The 23,596-nt window shown below is 66.0% G+C and carries 14 protein-coding genes; 9 read left to right on the forward strand and 5 right to left on the reverse strand.

What is annotated here, in order from left to right:
* Positions 1 to 2 precede the first annotated feature (2 nt).
* The 8 genes from gcvPA to ACEQZ0_RS12880 all read left to right on the forward strand — a co-directional run bounded on the left by gcvPA (position 3) and on the right by ACEQZ0_RS12880 (position 15,277).
* Positions 3 to 1,370 (forward strand): aminomethyl-transferring glycine dehydrogenase subunit GcvPA, encoded by a 1,368-nt coding sequence (gcvPA, locus tag ACEQZ0_RS12845; RefSeq protein ID WP_370191325.1) that lies wholly within the window; start codon positions 3 to 5, stop codon positions 1,368 to 1,370.
* The gene (gene gcvPB, locus ACEQZ0_RS12850) at positions 1,367 to 2,938 is read left to right on the forward strand and encodes an aminomethyl-transferring glycine dehydrogenase subunit GcvPB (protein ID WP_370191327.1); all 1,572 of its coding nucleotides are present in this window, start codon (positions 1,367 to 1,369) and stop codon (positions 2,936 to 2,938) included. Before gcvPA ends, gcvPB begins: the two co-directional genes overlap by 4 nt.
* A 94-nt stretch (positions 2,939 to 3,032) precedes the next feature.
* The gene (locus tag ACEQZ0_RS12855) at positions 3,033 to 5,129 is read left to right on the forward strand and encodes a CHASE2 domain-containing protein (protein ID WP_370191329.1); all 2,097 of its coding nucleotides are present in this window, start codon (positions 3,033 to 3,035) and stop codon (positions 5,127 to 5,129) included.
* Positions 5,116 to 5,841, forward strand: a complete 726-nt coding sequence (locus ACEQZ0_RS12860) for a hypothetical protein (RefSeq protein ID WP_370191331.1) — start codon at positions 5,116 to 5,118, stop codon at positions 5,839 to 5,841. The genes ACEQZ0_RS12855 and ACEQZ0_RS12860 overlap by 14 nt, the downstream gene beginning before the upstream one ends.
* Before the next feature lie 127 nt (positions 5,842 to 5,968).
* On the forward strand, positions 5,969 to 7,321 hold the full coding sequence (locus ACEQZ0_RS12865) for a multiheme c-type cytochrome (RefSeq protein ID WP_370191334.1): 1,353 nt from the start codon (positions 5,969 to 5,971) through the stop codon (positions 7,319 to 7,321).
* Positions 7,318 to 9,300 (forward strand): heme-binding protein, encoded by a 1,983-nt coding sequence (locus tag ACEQZ0_RS12870; RefSeq protein WP_370191336.1) that lies wholly within the window; start codon positions 7,318 to 7,320, stop codon positions 9,298 to 9,300. The genes ACEQZ0_RS12865 and ACEQZ0_RS12870 overlap by 4 nt, the downstream gene beginning before the upstream one ends.
* A 62-nt stretch (positions 9,301 to 9,362) precedes the next feature.
* A complete protein-coding gene (locus ACEQZ0_RS12875) occupies positions 9,363 to 11,144 on the forward strand; it encodes a hypothetical protein (protein ID WP_370191426.1) in 1,782 nt (593 codons plus the stop codon).
* A complete protein-coding gene (locus tag ACEQZ0_RS12880; protein ID WP_370191338.1) occupies positions 11,144 to 15,277 on the forward strand; it encodes a hypothetical protein in 4,134 nt (1,377 codons plus the stop codon). Before ACEQZ0_RS12875 ends, ACEQZ0_RS12880 begins: the two co-directional genes overlap by 1 nt.
* On the opposite strand, the gene ACEQZ0_RS12885 is transcribed toward ACEQZ0_RS12880, so the two are convergent.
* From ACEQZ0_RS12885 to ACEQZ0_RS12900, 4 genes are read right to left on the reverse strand one after another with little or no spacing between them, the layout of a single operon-like run.
* Complete coding sequence (locus tag ACEQZ0_RS12885) at positions 15,274 to 16,125, reverse strand: metallophosphoesterase (RefSeq protein WP_370191340.1); 852 nt, start codon at positions 16,123 to 16,125, stop codon at positions 15,274 to 15,276. The two genes, ACEQZ0_RS12880 and ACEQZ0_RS12885, sit on opposite strands and share 4 nt — an antisense overlap.
* A 31-nt stretch (positions 16,126 to 16,156) precedes the next feature.
* Positions 16,157 to 17,920, reverse strand: a complete 1,764-nt coding sequence (locus ACEQZ0_RS12890) for a cytochrome c3 family protein (RefSeq protein WP_370191342.1) — start codon at positions 17,918 to 17,920, stop codon at positions 16,157 to 16,159.
* 10 nt (positions 17,921 to 17,930) lie between these two features.
* Positions 17,931 to 18,827, reverse strand: coding sequence for a hypothetical protein (locus tag ACEQZ0_RS12895; protein WP_370191343.1), 897 nt, complete (start codon positions 18,825 to 18,827; stop codon positions 17,931 to 17,933).
* Positions 18,827 to 21,277 carry an NAD(P)-binding domain-containing protein gene (locus ACEQZ0_RS12900; RefSeq protein ID WP_370191345.1) on the reverse strand — a complete coding sequence of 817 codons (2,451 nt, stop codon included), beginning with the start codon at positions 21,275 to 21,277 and terminating at the stop codon, positions 18,827 to 18,829. Before ACEQZ0_RS12900 ends, ACEQZ0_RS12895 begins: the two co-directional genes overlap by 1 nt.
* Positions 21,278 to 21,405: 128 nt before the next feature.
* Between ACEQZ0_RS12900 and ACEQZ0_RS12905 the strand changes: the two genes are divergently transcribed.
* Entirely contained in the window at positions 21,406 to 22,320 is a 915-nt protein-coding gene (locus ACEQZ0_RS12905; RefSeq protein ID WP_370191346.1) for a tetratricopeptide repeat protein, read from the forward strand.
* On the opposite strand, the gene ACEQZ0_RS12910 is transcribed toward ACEQZ0_RS12905, so the two are convergent.
* Positions 22,317 to 23,588 (reverse strand): lipopolysaccharide biosynthesis protein, encoded by a 1,272-nt coding sequence (locus tag ACEQZ0_RS12910; RefSeq protein WP_370191347.1) that lies wholly within the window; start codon positions 23,586 to 23,588, stop codon positions 22,317 to 22,319. The two genes, ACEQZ0_RS12905 and ACEQZ0_RS12910, sit on opposite strands and share 4 nt — an antisense overlap.
* Positions 23,589 to 23,596: the final 8 nt, after the last annotated feature.

Here is a 23,596-nt window from a genome sequence, read left to right on the forward strand (position 1 = left end):
ACATGCGCTACCTACCCCTGACCGATACCGATCGTTCGGACATGCTCGCCAAGATCGGCGCGCCCGATATCGATGCGCTGTTCGCCGACGTTCCCGAAAAGGCGCGGCTCTCCGGCCCGATCGAGGGCCTGCCCATGCACGCGTCCGAAATGGCGGTCGAGAAACACATGCGGCGGTTGTCGAAGAAGAACCTCGCGGCGGCGGACGCGGCGTTCTTCCTCGGGGCAGGCGCCTATCGCCACCATGTCCCGGCAAGCGTCGACCACATCATCCAGCGCGGCGAGTTCCTCACCGCCTACACGCCCTACCAGCCCGAGATCGCCCAGGGCACGCTGCAGATGCTGTTCGAGTTCCAGACGCAGGTCGCGCGCCTCTACGGCTGTGCTGTGGCCAATGCCTCGATGTACGATGGCTCGACCGCATGCTGGGAAGCGGTCGCGATGGCGGGGCGCGTGGCGCGTGGCAAGAAGCGCAAGGTCGTGCTCTCGGGCGCGCTCCATCCGCACTATGCCGAGGTCGTCAGGACCATGGCCAAATTCACCGAGGACGAGATTGCCGGTGCCCCGCCCAGCCTCACGGCCAAGCCCGACGACGATGGTCTGATCGCCCGCATCGACGAGAACACAAGCTGCGTCGTGGTGCAGTACCCCGACATCCTCGGTCGTCTGCCCGACCTCAAGCGCATCGCCGATGCCGCACATGAGAAGGGTGCGCTGCTGATCGCGGTCAATACCGAACCCGTGGCCTTGGGTGCGATCAAGTCGCCCGGCGAGCTCGGCGCCGATATCGTCGTCGGCGAAGGCCAGGCGCTCGGCGTGGGCCTGCAGTTCGGCGGTCCCTATCTCGGCCTCTTCGCAGTGCGCGACGAGAAGCACGTCCGCATGATGCCCGGTCGCCTGTGCGGCGAGACGGTGGATGCCGAGGGCAAGCGCGGTTTCGTGCTGACACTCTCCACCCGCGAGCAGCATATCCGCCGCGAGAAGGCGACCTCGAACATCTGCACCAACTCGGGCCTCTGCGCGCTCGCCTTCAGCGTCCACATGACGTTGCTGGGCGAAAAGGGCCTACGCCGGCTTGCCATGGAGAACCACCGGCTCGCCTGCCAGGCAGCCGACCGGCTAGCCAAAGTGCCTGGCGTCACGGTGCTCAACGATAGCTTCTTCAACGAATTCACCCTCCTGCTCGAGGGCGATGCCCGCCGCATCGTGCGCGACCTGACCAAGCGCGACATCCTTGCGGGTGTATCGCTTGGGCGGCTCTTCCCGGGCAATGAGAGCCTCGCCAACGGCCTGCTCGTCGCAGTCACCGAAACGACCACCGAGGAGGATGTGGAGACACTTGCCTCCGCACTCGAGGAGGTGCTGGCATGAACGCGCCCAACGCATCGGGCTGGAAGCCAGGAACTCCGGTCGAAGGCCACAACGCGATGAGCGGTCCTGACACCGCCACTGGCAACCGCGCGCTGATGCTCGAAGAACCGCTGCTGTTCGAGATCGGCCATGCCGAGACAACCGGTGTGGACCTTCCCGAACCGCAGGGCGGGGCGAACCGTCTCGGCGGCTTCGACCGGAAGGCTGCAATCGGCCTGCCGGGCCTCTCCGAGCCCGAAACGGTGCGCCACTACACGCGCCTGTCGCGCCAGAATTACGCGATTGACCTCGGTCTCTTCCCGCTCGGCTCGTGCACGATGAAGCACAATCCGCGATTGAACGAGAAGATCGCGCGCATGCCCGGTTTCGCCGATGTCCACCCGCTGCAACCGGTCGACACGGTGCGCGGTGCGCTCGAAGTCATCAACGAACTGGCCTTCTGGCTGATCGACCTCACCGGCATGTACGGTGTCGCGATGAGCCCGAAGGCGGGCGCGCATGGCGAACTTTGCGGTATCCTCTGCATTCGTGCAGCCCTCGAAGCGCGCGGCGATGCCCGCGAAGTTATCCTCGTGCCCGAAAGCGCACACGGCACCAATCCCGCCACCGCCGCCTTCGCCGGCTACAAGGTCGAGGACATTCCCGCGACGCCCGAGGGCCGCGTCGATCTCGAAGCGCTGAAGGCGCGGCTCGGCTCCGATGTCGCCGGCGTGATGATCACCAATCCGAATACTTGCGGGCTGTTCGAGCGTGACATGAAGGCGATCTCCGACGCGGTCCATGAAGCGGGCGGTTTCGTCTATTGCGACGGCGCCAATTTCAACGCCATCGTCGGCAAGGTACGTCCCGGCGATCTCGGCGTCGATGCGATGCACATCAACCTGCACAAGACCTTTTCCACCCCGCATGGTGGCGGCGGCCCGGGTTCGGGCCCGGTGGTGCTGTCCGAAGCGCTCGCGCCCTATGGCCCGCTGCCTTTCACCGCGCGTGACCGTGACGGCGTCGTCCACCTCGTCGAAGAGGAGAATGCGGCCGAGTTCGAGCACACCAAGGCCTTCGGCCGGATGACCGCCTTCCACGGCCAGATGGGCATGTTCACCCGCGCGCTGGCCTATATCCTCAGCCACGGTGCCGACGGGCTGAAGCAGGTGGCCGAGGACGCGGTGCTCAATGCCAACTATGTGCTGCGTAGTCTCGATGATGTGCTCGACGCGCCCTTCGGGCCGAGCGGTCCGTGCATGCACGAGGCGCTGTTCAGCGACAAAGGCTTTGCCGACGGGCTGACGACGCTCGATCTCGCCAAGGCGCTGATCGACGAAGGCTATCATCCGATGACCATGTACTTTCCGCTGGTGGTACATGGCGCGATGCTGGTCGAACCGACCGAGACCGAGAGCAAGGCCGCACTGGATCAGTTCATCATGGCGCTGCGCAGCGTCGCCGAACGGGCCAAGGCGGGTGACGCGAGCCTCAGGACCGCACCGCATTACGCGCCGCGTCGCCGGCTCGACGAGACACAGGCGGCGAGGAAGCCGGTGCTTGCCTGGAACGATCCCGACATGACGTGACGCGAACAGGGGTTGCGGCGATGCGCGACTGCTCTAGAAACACCGGATAACACAAGAAAAACGGGTCGTTCGACGCACCGCGGGGAGGCGGGGATTGGACGAGGGCAAGAGCGACAACCTGTTGATCCGCGGCTGGCGCAATGTGCGCGAGGCCGGTCCGCGCCGGCTTGCCCTCACTGCTGCGCTGGTGGTCATCGCGCTGTTTGTCGCGCGCTACAGTTGGGATATTCCCTGGCAGGCAATCCCCGCATCGATGCGGACCGAGGGCGCCGAACGCACCGACATGAAGACGCCCGGCACGGGCGATGCCGAGCGCGCGCTCTACGACCTGCGCAGTTCCCTGCTGGCCGACAAGATCGAACAGGACGATCGCATCACCATGGTCGTCTATGACGACCAGACGCTGATCAATGCACGCAAGCGCTCGCCGCTCGATCGCGGCATGCTCGCACGGGCGCTGCGTGTGATCGACGACATGAACCCCAAGGCGATCGGGCTCGATATCCTGTTCGACCAGCCGCAGGACGAGGATGCCGAACTGCTCGCCACACTGCGCGCGATGAAGACGCCGACGCTGGTCGGCTATGCCAATTTCGCTACCAATGAAAACGACATCGTCTACGACCAGCAGGTCTATCTCGAGCAGTTCCTCGCCCAGCTCGAAGGCAGCAATGCGAGGGCCGCCAGCATCCGGCTAGACAATACCCACGGGGTGACGCGCAAATGGCCCAGCATCGAGCCGGGCCTCCCTCCGTTGCTCGGCCGGGCGATGCTGCGCGCCGCGGGCGAGGACGACAAGAGCTTTCCCGGCTACGAAGGTTCGCTGCGCTATCGCCATCCCGCGTTCGAAAACGAACCGATGTACGGGCGCTTGCAGATCGACAATTTCCTCGATCCCGTGCTGATGGAGATTCCCGAGGTCCGCGCCATGCTGCGCGAGCAGATCGAGGGGCGCTATGTCCTCGTCGGCGGCGACATCATCGATTACGACCGCGTCCAGACCACGCTGTCGAGCGTGATCGGAGAGAACCCACCCGGGCTTCGCGTCCACGCCGACATGATCGCGCAGATGCTCGATGGCGACCGGCGCCCGCAGGTTTCGGATCTTACCCTGTGGCTGATGGCCGTGCTGGTGGTGACCACCGCGGTGCTGACCGGGCTGCTCGAATGGGGCAGCTGGCGCATCTACCTGCTGCTGACGGGGCAATTCGCCACCTTCATCGGCGTGCCCTTCGTGCTCGAGTGGCGCGGGATCGATACGCTCGGCGTGCCCGCAGCGGGGTGGCTGCTGGGCTGGATCATCGCCTTTTCGGCAGTGGTGTCGGCCGCGCGGGCGAGCGGCGCGGTTCAGCGCAATTTCGCCCAGGGCGCGCTGGGCAAGTACCTGCCGCGCGAAATGGCGCAGGAAATCCTCGAGAAGCCGCAGCTCTTGTCGCTCCATGGCGAGAAGAAGGAGCTGTTCGTGCTGTTCTCCGACCTCGAGGGCTTTACCAAGATGAGCCATGCGATCGAGCCGGAAATGGTCGCCAAGCTGCTCAACCGCTATCTCGACATGCTGTCGGATGTGGTGCTCAAACATGGCGGAGTGATCGACAAATTTGTTGGCGATGCGGTGGTCGCCTTCTGGGGGGCGCCGATCGCCCGACCCGACGACGGCGAACGCGCGGCGCGCGCGGGCTATGCGCTGTGGCAGGCGGGCGAGGCCTTCCGCGAGGAAGTCGCGGCGATGGATGCGGGATTACCAAAGATCGGCAAGACCCGTGTCGGGCTGCATTGGGGCGAGGCGGTTGTCGGCAATTTCGGCGGCGACAACCGTATCCAGTACACCGCGCTGGGCGACAGCATGAACACCGCCGCGCGCCTCGAGGCGGCGAACAAGGCGCTCGGCTCGAGCATCATGGCGAGCCGCGAGTTCGCCGATCGCTCGGGTCTCGACTGGTGGCGACCGATGGGGCGCGTAGTCCTGCGCGGGCGTGCGAAGCCGGTCGAACTGATGGAACCCGCGCCCGATTTTCCCGTCGACGACAGTGCGTTGCTGGCGCATGCATACAAGCTGTTGCGCGAAGGCGATGCTAGTTTTGTCGAAATCATCCGCGGGGTGGTCGCCCGCCATCCGGATGATGAGGCACTTCAAAACCTGCTATTTCGAATGCAGAATCTGGATGAGGGAGGGGTATATGTCCTCGGTTAAGACCATTATCGCAAGGGGTGCAGTCGCGATTGCGGCAGTCGGCTTTCTCGGCACGGCGGCGGCGCAGGCTGGTGTAGTGGTCAAGTCGAGTGGCCCTTCGGCCGCCAGCTATCCGGTCGGCAAAAAGCTCGACGATGCGGCCAGCGTCACGCTCAGGAACGGCGACAGCATCACCGTGCTGACCGATAGCGGTACGCGAGTCATAACGGGGCCGGGCACGCACCGCGTGGGTGCACGGGGGGCGAGCAAGCGGACGACTTTCGCAATGCTGACCCGCCAGCGGTCGGGCGCGCGGGTGCGGACCGGGGCCGTGCGCGGCGGCCCGTCAGGCGCCTCCACCAATCCCAATCTGTGGAATGTCGACACCAGCAAGCCGGGTAAGGTCTGCCTGCCCGCGGGCGATGCCATCACCTTCTGGCGTCCGACCGCCGAAGGCGAGGAGACTTGGGTGCTTGGCTCGGCGGTTTCCGATTTCCACGTGCATGTTAAATTCGACGACGGGGACGCCACCGCCTCTCTGAACGCCGAGGAATTGCCGCTGTCGCAGAACCGCATTTACGATCTTTCGGGGCCGGCAGGCGGAGCCAAGCAGCGGGTGGAATTCGTCGCGCTGGCCAACACACCGGACAATGCCGAGGACCTGGCCGTGGCGCTGGCGGGACTTGGCTGCACCGCACAGCTCGATCTGTTGAGCGACAAATTGTCCAACTAGCCGGGCACCGGTGGCCCCGCGGTCACGGGGCAGGGGGCAGCCGCGGGGGCGGCAGCGCTGAACAGGGGGAGGGGCGATGGAACGCCGGGCAGCAGGCTGGCACCGAGGGCGGGGGCAAGGACTTCGGTTGCTTGCTCTCGCACCGTTCCTGCTGCTGGGCGTACTCGGTATCGCTGCGTCCGGTTCAAGCTCCGCAGAAGCCGGCTCATCGAGCGCGCGTTACGAGGGCGTGGCGAGCTGCGCCGGCTCGACCTGCCACGGGCGATCGGAAGGCAATGGCGCGGCGGTCCGACAGGACGAGATTGCCAGTTGGCAGGAACCCTCCTCGGCCAGCGGCGCGCATAGTCGCGCCTACTCGGTTCTCGCCAGCCGCCGGGGGCGGCAAATCGCTGAGACGCTGGGGCTGGGTGCGGCGACGTCCGCGCCCGCCTGCCTCGGCTGTCACGCGACCTTCGTCCCGCCGGCCCAGCGAGGTGCGCGGTTTCACACCAGCGACGGGGTCGGTTGCGAAAGCTGCCATGGCCCGGCCGAAGGCTGGTTGCAGGTTCATTACGAAAAGGCCGCGAGCCACGCATCGAATCTCCGCGCGGGGCTGGTGCCGCTCGAGAACCCGCAGGTCCGCGCGAAGGTCTGCCTCGATTGTCATTTCGGCAGCTCCGGCAACGGCCAGTTCGTCACCCATTCGATGATGGCGGCGGGGCACCCGCGCATATCCTTCGAACTCGACCTGTTCTCCTCGCTTCAGCAGCATCACGATGAAGATGCCGACTATGTCCGGCGCAAGCCGCGTACCGACAGCGTGAGGCTGTGGGCGGTTGGGCAGGCAGAAGCCGTGGCGCGCGCGACCGACCTCTTCGCCCGGCCGGATTTCGGCATGCGCGGCATGTTTCCCGAGTTCTATTTCTACGACTGCCATTCCTGCCATCGCCAGATCACCGATGGTCCTGCGCGGCGGCTGACCTTCGAGACCAATCCGGGGCGACCGATTCCCTTCGGCAATCCTCCGTTCAACGATGAAAACATCATCATGCTGTCGACCGTCGCCAAAACGCTCGCACCCGACGCGGGCGCGCGCTTTGCCGCCGCGAGCCTCGATTTCCACCGCGCGATGGGGCGCGAGAGGGCAAGCGCGCAGCAGGCCTCGGTGGCGCTGCGCGAACGTGCGCAGGCACTGTCGAATGCCCTAGCCGCGCGCTCCTATGGAGGCGACGACGCCTATCGGGTGATCGCAGCCATTGCCTCGAAGGCGACGGCGCCGCGATTCACCGATTACGCCGGGTCGGTCCAGGCGGTGATGGCGGTCGACACGCTGCTCAATGCGCTGGTGCGCGAGCGGCGCGTGACGGTGGGCGCGGCTGCGGGTATCCGCGCCAATGTCAACCGCGCCTATGCCGCGGTGGCAGCGCCCGAAACCTATCGGCCCGCCGAATTCCGCAGCGCGCTCGCCAGCGCGGCGGGTGCCATCGGGAGCCTGCAATGATGCGGCGCAGGGCGTTCGCCTGCCTCCCGGGGGTGCTCGCGCTTGCCCTGGCAGCCTGTGGTGGTGGCGGTGGGTCCGGCGGCGGCGGAGGCGGTGGCGGCGGGTCACCAACGCCGACGCCAGCACCCCCGCCGTCGGGCCGGCTTTATGCCGATCCCGTGCAGCGGGCGCTCTCGGCCGGCGATGTCCAGAAAGTCGTCGCCCAGGCTGTGGGCGAAGCGCAGGCACGAGGCCTGCCGGCGACCATTGCCGTGGTCGACCGCGTGGGCAATGTGCTGGCGGTCTTCGCGATGGATGGGGCCCCCACCCGCACGCGCGTATCGCGGCGGACGCTGGGGGGCAGCGCGAACGCGATGACGCAAGTGGGCCTGCAGGGCGTCGAAGTGCCGACCACGGCAGCAGCGATCGCCAAGGCGATTACCGGGGCCTATCTCTCGAGCGGGGGCAATGCATTCTCGACCCGCACCGCGAGCCAGATAGTGCAGGAGCATTTCCCGCCCGCGCCGAGCACCGCGGGGCTCGAGAGCGGGCCGCTGTTCGGGGTGCAGTTCAGCCAGCTGCCCTGTTCCGACCTGTCGACCCGCGCCGTGCAGGGCATGATCGGCCCGCAGCGCTCTCCGCTCGGGCTCGCTGCCGACGCCGGGGGATTTCCGCTCTACAAGGACGGGGTCGTGGTCGGCGGGATCGGGGTCGAGGGTGATGGAATCTACGATTTCGATCCGAACATCCTCGATCGCGACAATGATGCGGAAGAGGTCGCGGCGCGCGCGGGAACGCAGGGCTACCTTGCTCCGCGCGAAATCCAGGCAGACCGGATCCCGGTCGATGGCACCACGCTGCGCTATTCGGACAGCGAATCCGCCACGCTCGGCCCGTTGCAGACGAATTTCGGCGCGATCAACGGACCCGCCGGGACACTTGTCCCGGTCGCGGGCTATTTCGACGGCACGCTGCGCGGCGGCACAGCCTATGGCAGCGAGGCTTCGGGCATCCGCCCCAGCAGCGCGGGCGAATTCGCCAATCGCGATGCCTATGTGTTGACCGATGGCACAGGCGGGGGACGCTATCCGATCCGCGCGGGCACCGATGCGGCGAGCAATGCCGCGCCGCTGACGGCAGCCGAAGTGCGCGCAATCCTCGAGGAAGCCTTCGCGGTGATGAGCCGCGCGCGCGCGCAGATCCGCCGCCCGCTCGACAGCCGCATGCAGGCTTCGATCAGTTTGGTCGATACGCATGGCGCGGTGCTCGGAATCGTGCGTTCGCCCGACGGCCCGATTTTCGGCACCGACGTCTCGCTCCAGAAGGCGCGCACGGCGGCGTTCTTCTCCAATGCGGTGGCCGGTGAGCAACTGTCCGCCGGGGCGCCGATCATCGCGCGCTACGTGCCGCGCCTGCGCAGCTTTCTCGGCGATCCGACCGCGCTCACCGGCTCTTTCGCCTTCTCCGATCGCTCGGGCGGCAACCTCTCACGCCCCTATTTCCCCGATGGCGAGGTGGGGAGCATTTCCGGGCCGCTGTCAGTCGAGCGGCCCGAGCAGTTCAGTCCCTTCGCCACCGGGCTGCAAACCGACCTCGTTGCCCCCGCTATCGGGGCGCAGGTTGGCTTCATTTTTTCGGGCGGGGCGGCCCCCGACGTCCCCCGCGGCTGCACCGAGCTGCCGCCCGCACCCGGCGGACAGAAACGCCTCGCCAACGGGATGCAGATATTCCCCGGCTCGGTGCCGATCTATCGCGGCGACCAGCTAGTCGGCGGAATTGGCGTCTCTGGTGACGGGATCGACCAGGACGACATGGTCAGCTTCCTCGGCCTGCACAGCGGCGGCCAGCGGGCGGGCGGGATCGGCAATGCCCGGGTCGAGATCCGGGCCGACCGGATCGTGGTCGCGGTCAATGGGCGCACCGTGCGGTTGCGGTTCGTCAACTGCCCCTTCGCGCCCTTCCTCGACGATCCGAAGCAGAACGTCTGCGAGGGGCTCTAGTGGCGGTCCTTGCCTTCGCCCCTCTGGCCCTCGTCCTCGCCGCGCAGGCGGAACTGCCGCCCGTGGCTGCTCCCGAGGCGCCGGTGGTTCAGGCGGAACCGGCCGAACCGCCCCCGGTCGACAACGAGATCATCGAAGGGCGTCGACGCCCCGACTATACCGAGCCGCTGCCCGAGGAAGTCACCCAGACCAACGAAGGTGGCGTACGCGCCCCACCGCCCGAGGCCTTCCCCGTCGACCAGGTGCCCGTGCCCGACCGCTGGCGCCTGATCGAGAGCCTCGGTGTGGTGAAGGAACGCTGGTGGGATCCCTACAACCAGAACACCTACAAGGGCGATCGGCCGATCAATCCCGAGAAGGTGAAATGGCTGCCGATTACCGGCGACGACTGGTTTTTCGTGCTCAACGGGGTGAGCGACACGGTGTTCGAGCCGCGTACCTTCCCGATCCCAGTGGGTGTGCAGACGACCGAACGCCCGCACAGCCTCGACGTTTTCGGCAAGGACGCGAGCTATGTCCTCTCGCAGACCTTCATCGTCGGCGCGGCGCTGCTGAAGGGAAGCACCGCCTACAAGCCGCCCGATGTCGAATACCGTGTCACGCTGGCTGCCAACCTCAACTATGTGGACGTGCCCGAACGCCGCGTGCTGTTCGTCGAACCGTCGAAGCCGTCGCATCGCCTCGATCATTTCGTGGGCGTGCAGGAAGCCTTCTTCGACTTCCATTTCCGCAACGTTTCCGACCGCTACGATTTCGACAGCGTGCGCGTGGGCATCCAGCCGTTCCAGGCCGATTTTCGCGGTTTCCTGTTCAACGACAACCAGCTGGGCGTGCGCTTCTTCGGCACGCGCGACAACAACCGCTTCCAATACAATTTCGGCGGCTTCTGGCGGCTCGAAAAAGACACCAACAGCGGCCTCAACGCGGTGCTACAGACCCCGCGCGACGATTTCGTCTTCTACGTCAACGCCTATCGGCAGGACTTCCTGATTCCCGCCCTGACCAGCCAGCTGACCTTCGTGTGGAATGCCAATCGCGAAGCCGACAACATCCAGATCGACGATAACGGCTTCCCGGTCCGGCCCGCATTGCTCGGCAGCCTGCGCGGGCGCGACTATGATGCCTTTTACATCGGCTACAATGCCGATGGCCGCATCGGGCGCATCAACCTGACCGGCAGCGCCTATTACGTCTTCGGCGAGGACCGCAATTCCCTCTTCACCGACCGTCCGGCTGACATCAGTGCCTGGTTCGGTGCGATCGAGGCGAGCTACGACCGCGACTGGATGCGCTTCCGGGTCTCGGGCGCCTATGCCAGCGGCGACGGCGATCCCTATGACGACACCGAAAGCGGGTATGACGCGATTTTCGAGAACCCGGTCTTCGCAGGCGCCGACACGAGTTACTGGATCCGCCAGACGATCCCCTTCGCAGGTGGTGGCCGGGCCATCAGCGTCAATGGGCGCAATGGCATCCTCAATTCGCTGCGCAGTTCGAAGGAACAGGGGCAGTCGAACTTCAACAATCCGGGCCTGATGCTGCTTGGCGTGGGTGCGGATTTCGACATCACGCCCGAGTTCCGCCTCTCGGCCAACGCCAACCACCTGTGGTTCGAGAATACGGCGACGCTGCAGGCGCTGCGCAACGAAGGCTCGATCCCCAAGGAAATCGGCTGGGACCTTTCCGCAGCGGCGATCTGGCGGCCCAAGGCGACGCAGAACATCGTCTTCCGCCTTTCGGCCGCGGCGCTCATCTCGGGTGACGGCTTCGACGATTTGTTCACCTCCCTCGGCAATCCGGGCGCCTATTATTCGGTGCTCGCCAATGCGATCCTGACCTACTGATGCGCGAGCTTTCCCGCCTCCTCGCCGCGATCGCGCTGATGCTGCTTGCAGGAGCCATGGGCCTGCGCGCGGCGGAAAAGGAAAAACCGGTCAAGCGCGATTACAGCCTCGTAATGGCCGCGCCCGCACCGCGCATCCAGACAGAAGAGCAGATGGCGGCGAAATCGGCCGGGTGTTTCTCTTGCCACATCCGCACCGACCAGCCGACCATGCACGAAACGCCCGCAGTCCGGCTCGGCTGCGTCGACTGTCATGGCGGCAATCCCAATGTGATGGGCAATAGCGAACTCGCGCATGACGATCCCGCCTATGTCGCAGCACGCGATGCAGCGCATGTGCTGCCGACTTATCCCGAAAGCTGGCACTGGCCCTCCTCGGCCAATCCCAAGCGCTCCTATGCGCTGCTCAACAAGGAAGACCCGGTTTTCGTCCGCTTCGTCAATCCGAGCGACTACCGCGTCGTGCGCGAAGCCTGCGGGGCCTGCCATATCGAGACGATCGAGGCAGCCGAACGCTCGATCATGGCTTCGGGCGCGATGCTGTGGGGCGGGGCGGCCTACAACAACGGCATTCTGCCCTTCAAACGCTACATCCTGGGCGAAGCCTATACGCGCGACGGCAAGCCCGCGAAAATCGAGAGCCCTGGCGTTCCGGCCGGAACCGTTACCGAAAACCAGGAGGCGCGCGGCGCGCTAGCGGCGCTCTATCCGATGCCCACCTGGCACGTGATCCCGCCCGCCGACGTCTTCCGCGTGTTCGAGCGCGGCGGGCGCAACATTGCCAGCCAGTTTCCCGAGATTGGCTTGCCCAACCCCACGGGGAGCATCCAGCGGCTGGAGGAGCCGGGCCGCCCGGACCTCAAGCAGTCGAACCGCGGTCCGGCCACGGGCCTGCGCGTCGCGATCCCCGTGCTCAACATACACAAGACGCGGCTGAACGACCCTTTCATGTGGTTCATGGGCACCAATGACCAGCCGGGCGATTATCGCCATTCGGGCTGCGCGGGGTGCCACGTGGTCTATGCCAACGACCGCGAACCACGCCATTCGCTGACCTATGCCAAATACGGCCGCGACGGGCAGAGCGCGAGCATCGATCCGACTATCGCTGCGCTCTACGAGGGTGGCCACGATGACGGGCACGGTGGCGGCCACGGTGCGGTGAAGGCGCCGGGGCACTCTGACGAGGAACCCGCGCTCAAGCAGCGAAGCGGCAGCGCGAAGGAAAGCGGCCATCCCATCCGCCACAGCTTCACCCGCTCGATCCCCACCGCGCAGTGCATGAATTGCCACATGCACCAGCCCAACATCTTCCTGAATTCCTATCTCGGCTACACCATGTGGGATTACGAGAGCGATGCCCCGCACATGTGGCCAAAGGAGCAAAAGTACCCGACGGCAGCCGAGGTGCGCGAAGTGCTCGACCGCAATCCCGAAGGCGCTGCGCCCAAGGGCAAATGGGCCGATCTCGATTTTCTCCGCAACGTCTACGACCTCAATCCCGATCTCAAGGATACACAATTCGCCGATTATCACGGCCACGGCTGGAATTTCCGCGCGATCCTGAAACGCGACCGCGACGGAAACCTGCTCGACAAGGACGGGCAGATCGTCGCGCCCGACGATCCCGAGAAGTGGCGCAAGAAGGGCGAGGGCAAGTTCGTCGAACCCGGGATCAATCCCGGCAAGACGGTCCACCTGATGGACATCCATGCCGAGAAGGGCCTGCAATGCGCCGACTGCCACTTTGGGCAGGACAGCCACGGCAATGGCCTCATTTACGGCGAAGTCGCCAATGCGGTGGAGATCGGCTGCAAGGACTGCCACGGCACGCCCGACGCCTATCCCAGCCTGCTGACCAGCGGCCCCGCCGCACCGCCCAAGGGGACCGACCTGTCGCTGCTCCGCAACCCCGATGGCCAGCGTCGTTTCGAGTGGACCTATGGCGAGGACGGGCGCCGCGTGCTCGTCCAGCGTTCGATAGTCGATCCGAGGCTCGAATGGGAGGTGGCCCTCGTCAAGGATAGCGTCGATCCGAACTCGAGCCACTTCAATGCCAAGGCGGCGCGCGCCAAGCTGATGAGCAGGCAGGGGGCGGAAACCGGGCTGTTCGAATTCGGTACCGGGATTGCGCCCGAAGACCGTGCGCATGGCACCGAGGAAATGGCCTGCTTCACCTGCCATCTTTCCTGGACCACCAGCTGCGGTGGATGCCACCTGCCGATCGAGGCCAACTGGAAGACCAAGTCCCATCGCTATGGCGGTGAGGAGACGCGTAATTTCGCAACCTACAACCCGCAGGTCGCGCGCGACCAGATGTTCCAGCTCGGGCGCCACCAGACGACCAAGGGCAACCAGGTCGCCCCAATCCGTTCGACCAGCGCTCTGGTGCTGTCCTCGACCAATATCAACCGCGAGCGGATTTACGTCCAGCAGCCGCCGGTCGCCGCATCGGGCTATTCAAGCCAGGCCTTCGCGCCGCACTTTCCGCATACCGTCCGGCTGACCGAGACCAAGACTTGCAGCGATTGCCACCTGTCGGTCGAGGACGACAATAATGCGATCATGAGCCAGCTGCTCCTGCTGGGAACCAACTTCGTCAATTTCGTGGGGCTCAACGCCTGGGTCGGTCTCGACACGGGTTTCGAGGCGGTGCGCGTTACCGAATGGGACGAGCCGCAAGCGGTGCTCGGCAGCTATCTCCACCGTTATGCCTATCCCGATTACTGGCGCATGCATGTCGAGGACAATGGCCGCGAGCTCAAAGATTGGGTGCGCGGCAAGACCTTCGATGGCGATCTCGGCGGTGAGACCAAGGCATTCGAGCAATTCGCCAATGTCCACGAGGGCACCCGCGACGCTGTCGGCTGCCTGCAATTGCGCGGCGAATACATGTTCGTCGCCGAAGGCAAGGGGGGGTTCCGCGTCTACGACGTCGCCTCGATCGCCAACAAGGGCGTGTCCGAGCGGATCCTTACCGCGCCCTTCAGCGCGATGGGACACGACAGCCACGTAAAGACGAAAAATGCCACCTGCATGGCGCTTGCCACCAACCAGCCCGTGCGGCCCGACCGCAACAAGGCGATGGCCGCGACCCCGGTGAACGATGCCGACGGCAAACCGGTGCTAAACGATGATGGCACGCCGATGACCCTGCTCCAGGTGAACCAGGAGCAGCCGATGAGGCCGATTTACGACTTTGCGGTGATCACCGACGCCGTCGAAGGGCTGGTGCTGGTCAATGTGGAAACCATGGCCGATGGCGAGTTCCGCAACAACAAGCTTGAGCGCGCCACGCTCGCCGACGGGCGGAAGGCCTGGAACCCCGATGGCGTCCTCACTGGCGCCCGGCACATCACGCTCGCCGGTGACATCGCCTATGTCACCTCGGCTGCCGGCCTGGTGACGATCGATCTGTCCGAGCCGACAAATCCGCAGCTGATGGCGGTACGCGAACTCACCGATGCGCGCGCCTCGACCATCCAGTTCCGCTATCTCTGGGTGACCGATGCCGAAGGCGTGAAGCTGTTCGACGTCACCGACATGCGCAATCCCGTAGCCTTGCCGCAAGCCACTGTCCCGCTGGCCGATGCGCGGCGGATCTATGTCGCGCGGACCTATGCCTATGTCGCGGCCAAGAAGGACGGACTCGTCATCCTCGACGTCAAGCGGCCGCTGGCGCCGAAAATCTATCAGCGCGTCACGCTGGACGGCACTCTCGACGATGCAGAGGACGTCATCGTTGGTTCGACCAATGCGACGCTGTTCGCTTATGTCGCCGACGGGAAGAACGGGCTCAAGGTGCTCCAGCTCACGAGCCCCGACAGCCAGCCCAATTTCTACGGCTTCAGCCCCGCGCCCAAGCCCGAATTGATCGCTTGGGCGCGGACCAAGGGTGCGGCCCTTTCGCTGAGCAAGGGGCTCGATCGCGATCGCGGGGTCGACGAGACCGGCGGGCAGATGGCGGTCTTCGGCCGGCTCGGTTCACGTCCCTTCAATCGCGAGGAGATGGAGCGGCTCTTCCTCACTCGCGCGGGCGTGCCGTGGAAAGTGAGCGACGAGCCCGACCCGCGTGCCTGGGTCGGCGGGCGCGGGCCATGGCTCGACCGCGCAGCCGCGGCGCTCGACGACTAGCGCCGCTCGGCCTTCATTTCGCGCACCATCGGCTTCAGGTGCTCGCCGAAATGGGCGAGAACCTCCCATTCGCCGCAGCTCTCGTAATGCGTGACGAGGTCAAGCCCATCCCAGTAATGCAGCGCGTAGCTCGGCGGTTCGGTGGTAATCAGCGAGCGGTTGTCGGCCCGGTTTTCGTCGATCGGGCGCAGGTCGAGCGCGACCAGCGGTGCGACCGAGGGGGTGATGCCCAGCGGGATGCCCCGGAAACGCGCGGCGACGCGGCGATGCAGGTGGCCGCAATGGATCGCGCGGATGGCGTGCTGGTGACCTTCGACAGCATCGGCGAAATGCGCGATCCACTGTTCATCGGGGGCCGGGTCCATCCAGTCGATCCCGCTGACGATCGGCGGATGGTGCATGAAGATCACGCAGGGCGTGTCGCCTCCCGCCGCCAGCTGGGCCTTCAGCCAGTCACGCCTGCGGATGCAGAAGGCGCCGCCGTGGCGACCTTCCTCGAAAGTATCGAGGCAGATGATCCTGAGCCCGTCGCGCTCGACGACATATTGGAGGAACTCGTCCTCGCAAGGCGTATCGGGGAAGGCGCGGCGCAGTTCCTCGCGATCGTCGTGATTGCCGACCAGCGGCAGCAACGGGCACGGCATCTCGCCCAGGACCGCCGCGATCTTGGCAAAACTGTCGCGGTCGCCATGATCGGTGAGGTCGCCCGACAGGACCAGGAAGTCGAGCTTGTGGGGCGCCCGTTCGAGCCGCTCCAATACCGCGCGAAAGCGGATACGGTTGAGCTCTTCGGGCCGCGCGTCGGGATCGAATCCGATATGCACATCGGTCAGTTGCGCGATCAGCAATGGGCCTCTCCTCGTGTCTCGCGACCGGGCTTCATTCTCTTCCTCGGGCAGGCGCCGGCAGGCCGGCGATCCGGCCGGGCTTCGGGCTTAGCGGTCCATCCTTCCGGCGACGGAAGTCCGGCGGGTGATAGCTGTGGCACATCGCGCAAGTAGAGGGCACTTCCGCCGCCGCTGCCGCCGCGCCCATGTGACATTCGCGGCAGGTCGCCAGCGTCGGCAGCAGCAGGTCGGTGGCCTTGCTAGAGGTGTCGGCAGCATGGCAGCTGGTGCAGTCTTCCTGTTCGTGCGCCTCGTGGTCGAAACGAGCATTGAGGAAGTAGTGATCGCGCTGGAAAACCGGCATCACCGTGGCCTCGCCACCCGAAGTCGTGGGGATGTGGCATTCGCCGCAGACGCCGTCCTCCGAGAGCGCCTGAGCGATCCCGATGTAATTGCGCGCCGGCCTGCCGAAGTCCTGGAAATAGCGCCCCCCGCGCTTGAATTCGCCCGGGCGTCGGAGGCCGCGCGTAACCGGCGCGCGCGGGGCGCGGTCCATGGCGATCAGGTCGGCGCGCATTTGCGCGACATCGCCGTGGCGGAGCGTGCGGAAAGTCGACCCGACCTTGTCGTAGACGAGGCTGTGACAATCCTCGCAGGCGCTTTCCATCTCGACCGGAAGAAATCCGTTGCGATCGGCGGTGCGGCGATGGCAGTCCGAACAAACCAGCGCCTCGCCATAGGCGGGAAGGTTACCCGCCATGCGCGCCACGCCGTTCGTTTCCGACAGATGCATGGCGTGGGGAAAGCGCAGGCCGCTGGCCTCCTGCGCCTGGCCGTCGAGCGTCACGCGGCGCGTCTTGTCGCTGCCGATCTTGGCGAAGACCACCGCCTGCAATTCGGGATGCGCGGTGCCGAAATCATGCGCATTGCCGAGCGCGGTGTCGCTCAGCCGCGTATCCATAGTTGCGTGGCAATTCGAACAGAATTGCTGCGCGGCGGGTTCCATCCGCCCCGCCCCCTCATGTTCGGTGTGGCAGGTCGTGCAGGCTTCGGGGCCCTCCTTGCCGAAGATCTCGGCGACCTGCCACAGCAGCGCCTCGCCCGTGCCCATCGGTCCGCGCGCACGGACCAGATCGTTCCGGTCCGCATGATCGCCGATATCACGGTGGCACGCGAGGCAGGTCTCGTCGCGCACCGAAACGAAAGGTTCGACGTGGCAGGCCTCGCAATTGTTCTCGAGCGAATGGTGCGCGAGGCTCAATTGGCCCGTGCTCCAGCTCGAATCCCAGGCGACCTGGTCGGGGCCGTCTGCGCCGGGCTGCTTGTCGCTGCGCGCCAGGCCGCTCCAGATCGGCACCGCCAGGAAGGCGCCGAGGATAAGGAGCAGGCCGATCCATGCCGCAGCACGCTTGCCGGGTATGGCGCTTGCCAGATCGAAGCCGCGCACTGCATCGCGATTGCCGAATTCGCGCTCGTCCTGCGTCACCGTGACCAGCGTGCGCCCATCGGCTTCGCGTCCGAAGGTCAGCGTGTAGAGGCCGAGCGTCAGCGCGCCGCCCTTGGCCGGATCAATGGTGACCGCCCTGTGGCGATGCCCGTCGAAAGCGAAATCGCGGTCGCCCGCCGCCTCGAGCGAGAGCATGCCGCGCTCGCCCAGCGCCGCGACGACATGGTGCTGCTCGATCGAGAGGTCGGCCACCACCACGTCGTTGGTGGTCGCGCGGCCGATGGCGAGCCGGTCACCCTCGACCTCGCGCTCGCGCACGATCTCGCGGCCGGTGGCGGTTTGGTCGATCGTGCGGATGAGGAATGTCACGATCCGCCCCTCACCAGTAATAGAATACGCTGACGACGTGCGCGGTCAGTGCCGCCAGCAGCGCGATGGTGAGGGGTACGTGGACATAGAGCCAGATCTCCAGCAGCGCCTTGATCTGCATCTGGCGGCGGATCTGGTCGATCTGCGCGGCGCGCTTGCCGAGCAGGGCGCGCACCTTCTGCTGTGCCAGGTCGTCGGCACCGTCGTCATAGGCGCGATCGGTGGAGATATGCTGCAACGCCCGTCGGGTGGCATCGCGGCTCCCGGGGCCACGAAACCGCGCCAAGATGCCCGCAGCGAACACATCCTGTTCGAGCGCCGCGATGACCCTGTCGGCATCCTCGCGCGCCAGCGGCTGCGCGGCGGTCTCGAGCTGGCGGTCGATCATGGCGAGGCTCTCGATCATCTGCTCGCGTGTCATTTCACGGCGATTTTCCGACAGCGCCTGCGGCAGCGTGGCGTAGACGGTAATGCCGTAGGCACCCGACAGGATAACAAGCATCATCAGCACCCAAGCCAGCGTGTGGACGTTCCAGCCAAGCTGGAAGCCGGTGTGCATGGTGCCGATCACCACCAGCGACAGGCCGAGATAGACATGCGCGCTGGTCCAGCCCTTGAGGCTCCAGCTGCCCGGCGTCGGGCGACGCTTGCGGATGCCGAGCCAGGCGAGCCAGACGATCAGCCCGGCGCCGAGTGTGCCGAGCGTATAGCCGTACCAGCTACCGCCATTATGGCGCGGTTCGACATCGACGAGAACATAGGTCAGAACCACGAACAGGCTCATAAAGCCGGCTACGCGCGCCCAGAAAAAGGCCCGGTGGGCTAGGAAGCTCTCGTGACTGGCGGACCGCCGCTTATCGATGTCGGCATGGGCAGCACCGTCACGGCGCGAGAATAGCGAGGCCATCAGTCGACCTTCTCTTCCAGCCGCGCGACGGTGAGGAAGCGCTCGGGGCTGACGCGGATGGCGGCGCCGGTAGGGCAGGCGCGAACGCAGGCAGGGCCGCCTTCGATCCCGCTGCACATGTCGCACTTGATCGCCAGCTTGGCGTTTTCGCCCGCTTCGGCGGCCTTTCGCTTGCGCCAGGCATAGCTCGCTTCGCCGGGGCCGGGGCCGGCGCCGAACAGCAGCCAGCGCAGCAATCCAGGCTTGGGCGGCGGCTTGGCGTCCATGCGGATCACCCCATAGGGACAGTTGCGCTGGCAATTGCCGCAGCCGATGCAGGTCTCGTCGATCACTACCTCGCCATCTGGCCCGCGGCGGATCGCATTCGGCGGGCAATCGGCCATGCAATGCGGATGCTCGCAATGGCGGCACGAGGTCGGCACGTGGAGATGCGCATAGGTCCGCCCCGCCTCGCGGTCGAGCCTGCTGAGCCCGTCGTGGCTGTCGGCGCAGGCCTTTTCGCAATTGTCGCAGCCGACGCACAGCTGCTCGTCGATCAGCAGCACGTCGGTCGCTTCGCCCAATCCGTTGTCGACGAGGAACTGGGCGGTCTGCGAATACATGTCGACCGCGCCGCCAAAGCTCGCCTTGCGGCTTTCGATGAAGTCGTTGATCTCGCGCCGCGCCGCCATGTCGGCCAGCGCGCGAGTGCGGATTTCGGGCTTGGCGTCGAGAAGGGCGTTAAAGGCCTCGCCGGGGAAGCGGATCACCTCGCTCTTGATCGCGGCGCGGACGCTGGCGGTGCGTTTCGATCCGTCGATCACCGCCATCTCGCCGAAATAGGACCCGGCCGGGAGGTAGGATAGGAACACCGGCTTGCCGCCCAGATCCTTTTCGACCACCATCGAGCCGACGCGCACGATATAGATGTCCTTGTCCTCGGCGCCTTCCGCGATCACCACTTCGCCTGCGGGAACCGAAACCACTTCGGCCGCCTCGACGAGGCCGGCGATGTCCGCCGGGGTCAGGCCCGAACCGAAGATCTGCAGAACCTGCCGCTCGATCGAAATGCGGTTGACCGCGCGGCTGGCCGAAGGCGCGGTGGCCAGCAGCTTGAGCGCGGCAAGGCGCGAGAATTCGACGACCACGGTCGGCTCGGCAGCGCGGATGGTGGAGCCGCGTTTGCGCCCCGAAATCAGCCCGACCTCGCCGAAGATCGAGCCGGTTTCGATCGGCACGGTGATCGAAGGGTCCTCGGGATTCACTTCGACCAGTACCGAGCCCTCGGCGATGGCGAACATCGAGGAACCGGGTTCGTTGCGAGTGAAGATTACCTCGCCGCGATCATAGGCGTGAACCGTGCTGTCGAGCATCAGCTCGCGCATCTGCAGGGGGCTGAGCTCCTGCAGGATGACGACCTTGCTGCGGAAGGTTTCAAGCCACTCGTCGACCGACCGGCGACCGGGCAGCCCAGCGAATTTCTCGGCCAGGATCGGCTCGTCGGCGGGCTTTAGACCGGTATTCCCGTCGAGGAATTCGATGACATCGTATCCCTGGTTCATGCAATGCTTGATCAGCGGATAGCCCGCGAGCGCACCGATCACATGAATGCCCGGTTGGGTGGTCTCGAAACTGGGCGAGAGCCGGGGAAAGGCAGCGCGATCTTCGCTGGTGAATTCCACGCCGCAGCTTTCGATGAAGGCCCGCGGCGGCTGCGAACCGGTGCGCGCGATGATCCGGTCGCACCTGATCACTTCCTGCCCGTCGCGGGTTTCGAGCACGATTTCGCGCTCGCGCACCTCGACCGGGCTGGTTTCGCGTCGGACCCATAGGCGTCCGTCGGCTTCGGCTTCCTCGAGCAGCTTTACATTGGCGCCTTTCGCGCGGGCGAAATCCGCGCGGCGGTTGAGGATGGTTACGACATTGCCCTGCGCCGCATCGGCGGCCAGGCCCAGCGCATTTTCTATCCCCGCGTCGCCCGAGCCGATCACGGTGATGTGCTCGTCGACATATTCGGTAGGGTCGTCGAGCTGGTACTGGACGTGCGGCAGGTCCGCGCCGGGCAACTTCAGCAGGTTCGGATTGCCCTGCGTGCCAATGGCCAGCACCACTGCCTCGGCCTCGATGGTCGACCCGTCCTTGAGCGTCAATGTGAAGGCGCCGCTTTTTCCGGCGATGCCGGTGACCTCGGCATTGGTGCGTACGGTTACCTTGCCCTCGGCAACCTGCCGGTCCCAGGTGTCGAGAATTGTCTCGCGCTTGCCGGCCTCGAAATCGAGGTCGCTGCGCAGCACCAGATTGCTGGGCGTCGCCATCACGTGCTTGCCCTTCTGGTATTTGTAGATCGTATCGGACAGATGGTCGGTCTTTTCGAGCAGCACGTGGCTCATACCCCGCGCGGCCGCATGCGCAGCCGCGCTCAGGCCGGCCGGGCCTGACCCCACAATCGCAACGCGAACCTTGTCGCCCAAACCGCAATCCCCCCCGGAGGCTTGCGAGCCCTCTGTTATATTTTATGCGGGGCATCATAAGCGAAACACGGACAGAGGCAATTGCCCGTGATGTGGCGAGACGATAGCAAGCGATGGAAGGAGAGGGGATGGGCGAGAAGATGACGGGCAATCGCGTGCGGGGCGGCGTTTTGCTGCTCGGGCTGGCGCTGGCCAGCGTCGTGGTCGCGCTCGGCTATCGTTCGCTCGACGACGGCGAAAGCGGCGCGGAATCCGAAGCGACGACGCCGATCGCGGCGCTCGAAGCGCGCGTGGCTGACGATCCGCGCGATGCGGCAGCCTGGCAGGAGCTTGGCTTCGCCCGCTTCGACGAAGGCGATTTCGGGGCCGCGGCCGAGGCCTATCGCCGTGCGAGCGAGCTCGAACCGGAGCGAGCCGTATTATGGTCGGCGCTGGGCGAGGCGCTGGTAATGGACAGCCCGCGCGAACCGCTGCCCGCGCCCGCGCTGGCAGCCTTCCGCCGGGCGGTAGAACTGGACCCCGCGGATCCGCGAGCGCGCTATTTTCTCGCGGTGACGCGCGATCTCGACGGCGACCACGCGGGCGCGGTCACCGACTGGCTGGCGCTGCTTGCGGATACGCCACCGGGTGCGCCGTGGGAAACCGACCTCGCACGGACGATCGAACAGGTCGCCGCGATCAACAAGCTGGACGTGTCGGAGCGACTGCGAAAGGCACAGGATGCGCGACCGGAGGCGCGCGGCGCGGCGCGGGGCATGGTCGCCACCGCGGCGATCCCCGGCCCCGATGCCGCGCAGATCGCTGCGGCGACGTCCATTCCGCCCGGCGAGCAACGGCAGATGGCCGAGGGCATGGTCGCCCGTCTCGAAGGAAAACTGGACGCCGACCCGTCCAATCTCGACGGCTGGGTGATGCTGATGCGCTCCCGCATGACGCTCGGCCAGCCCGACCGGGCGCGCAAGGCGCTGGCCGATGCGGTGGCTGCCAATCCCTCCTCTGCCGCGCGCCTGCGGGCAGAGGCCGAAATCCTGGGTGTGCGCTAGTCCGGCTGGCCTTCGCCCGCCTTGGGCGTGACGGTGATCGCGATCTGGCTGAGCGAGATCACCGCCACCCAGAAGCCGATGACCGACAAGGCGCTTGCGCCGAGCACGGTGAAGGCGGCGCCCTTGAGGCCGTTCCAGTCCATCGCGACCTGCAGCAGCGCCAGGCCGAGCAAAGTCGGTACCGCGCGCATGGCAAAGGCGGTCCCGGCCCGTCCCGCGCTGACGAGCAGCGATTCGAGGCTCGCACCCACCAGCTCGATCGCCCCGGCAATCGCCAGGATCACCATGGCCCAATAGACGACGCTGAATTCCGGCCCGGCGATGAGCACGAGCCCCGGACGTCCGAAGAACAGCGCGACGAGAATGGCGATGCCGCCGCCGATCAGCGCGATATTGGCCATTCGGCGCGCCATGTCGTGGGCCGCATCCTGCGCGTGGACAAGCTCGGGATAGATGGCCTTGGACACGGTCTGCGCGAGGCTGACGAGCGCCTGGCCGAGCTGGCTGGCGACGCGAAAGCCGCCGGCGAAGGCCTCACCACCGATCGCGCCGACGAGCAGGATCAGGACCTGTTTCGAGCCGACATTGAGGCTGCCAGTCAGATTGGTCGACCAGACGAACTTCCACGCACCGGGATGATCGCGCGGGATGCGCCAGAAACTTATTTGCGAAAGGTCGATCCGGTCGCTCCTTCCCGCGACGATCCAGAGCGTCGTTGCGACTGCGATCTCGGCGGCAGCCCAGGCGAGGATGAAGCCGAGCACGGTGGGCAGCAGGATCGCGGCGAGCACCGCGCCCAGAGCCCGGACGATGGGCTGGACGGCTTCCGCCGCGGTCGCCTTGCCATATTCGAAGCGCAGGCGCAGCAGCCCCGTGGGGGTGGTGCGGATCGCCAGCAACGATACCATGCAGTAACCGAAGGCGACCCACAGCAGGTCGGCGGGCAGCGGCAGCCAGAACTGGGCCGACCAGCACAGGACCGCGGCCAGCACCGTGCCGAGCGCGATCGAGAGCAGGTCGAGCGCGATGGCGAAGCCGGTCGCCTCGCCCGGGCCATCGGGGCTCGCACCCCAGCGGACGACGAACTGCCAGGTCTGGAAATTGGCGATTCCGACCACGGTCTGACCCATGGCGACGATCAGCGCGAAATAGCCGAAGCCGTCGAGCCCCAGCGTCCGCGTCGCCAGCGCCAGGTAGAGCAGGCTGAGGACGGCGTTGACGCCGCGACCGGTCAGCAGCCAGCCGATATTGCGGATCAGGCGTCCCATCGCGGAGC

The organism is Qipengyuania sp. (genome assembly GCF_964227205.1).
In the GTDB taxonomy this organism is placed as follows: domain Bacteria; phylum Pseudomonadota; class Alphaproteobacteria; order Sphingomonadales; family Sphingomonadaceae; genus Qipengyuania.

Bases quoted from the DNA above. Each gene is read 5' to 3' on its own strand.
- gcvPA (WP_370191325.1), top strand. From the start codon at position 3: ATGCGCTACCTACCCCTGACCGATACCGATCGTTCGGACATGCTCGCC.
- gcvPB (WP_370191327.1), top strand. From the start codon at position 1,367: ATGAACGCGCCCAACGCATCGGGCTGGAAGCCAGGAACTCCGGTCGAA.
- ACEQZ0_RS12860 (WP_370191331.1), top strand. From the start codon at position 5,116: ATGTCCTCGGTTAAGACCATTATCGCAAGGGGTGCAGTCGCGATTGCG.
- ACEQZ0_RS12870 (WP_370191336.1), top strand. From the start codon at position 7,318: ATGATGCGGCGCAGGGCGTTCGCCTGCCTCCCGGGGGTGCTCGCGCTT.
- ACEQZ0_RS12880 (WP_370191338.1), top strand. From the start codon at position 11,144: ATGCGCGAGCTTTCCCGCCTCCTCGCCGCGATCGCGCTGATGCTGCTT.
- ACEQZ0_RS12895 (WP_370191343.1), bottom strand. From the start codon at position 18,827: ATGGCCTCGCTATTCTCGCGCCGTGACGGTGCTGCCCATGCCGACATC.
- ACEQZ0_RS12905 (WP_370191346.1), top strand. From the start codon at position 21,406: ATGGGCGAGAAGATGACGGGCAATCGCGTGCGGGGCGGCGTTTTGCTG.
- ACEQZ0_RS12910 (WP_370191347.1), bottom strand. From the start codon at position 23,588: ATGGGACGCCTGATCCGCAATATCGGCTGGCTGCTGACCGGTCGCGGC.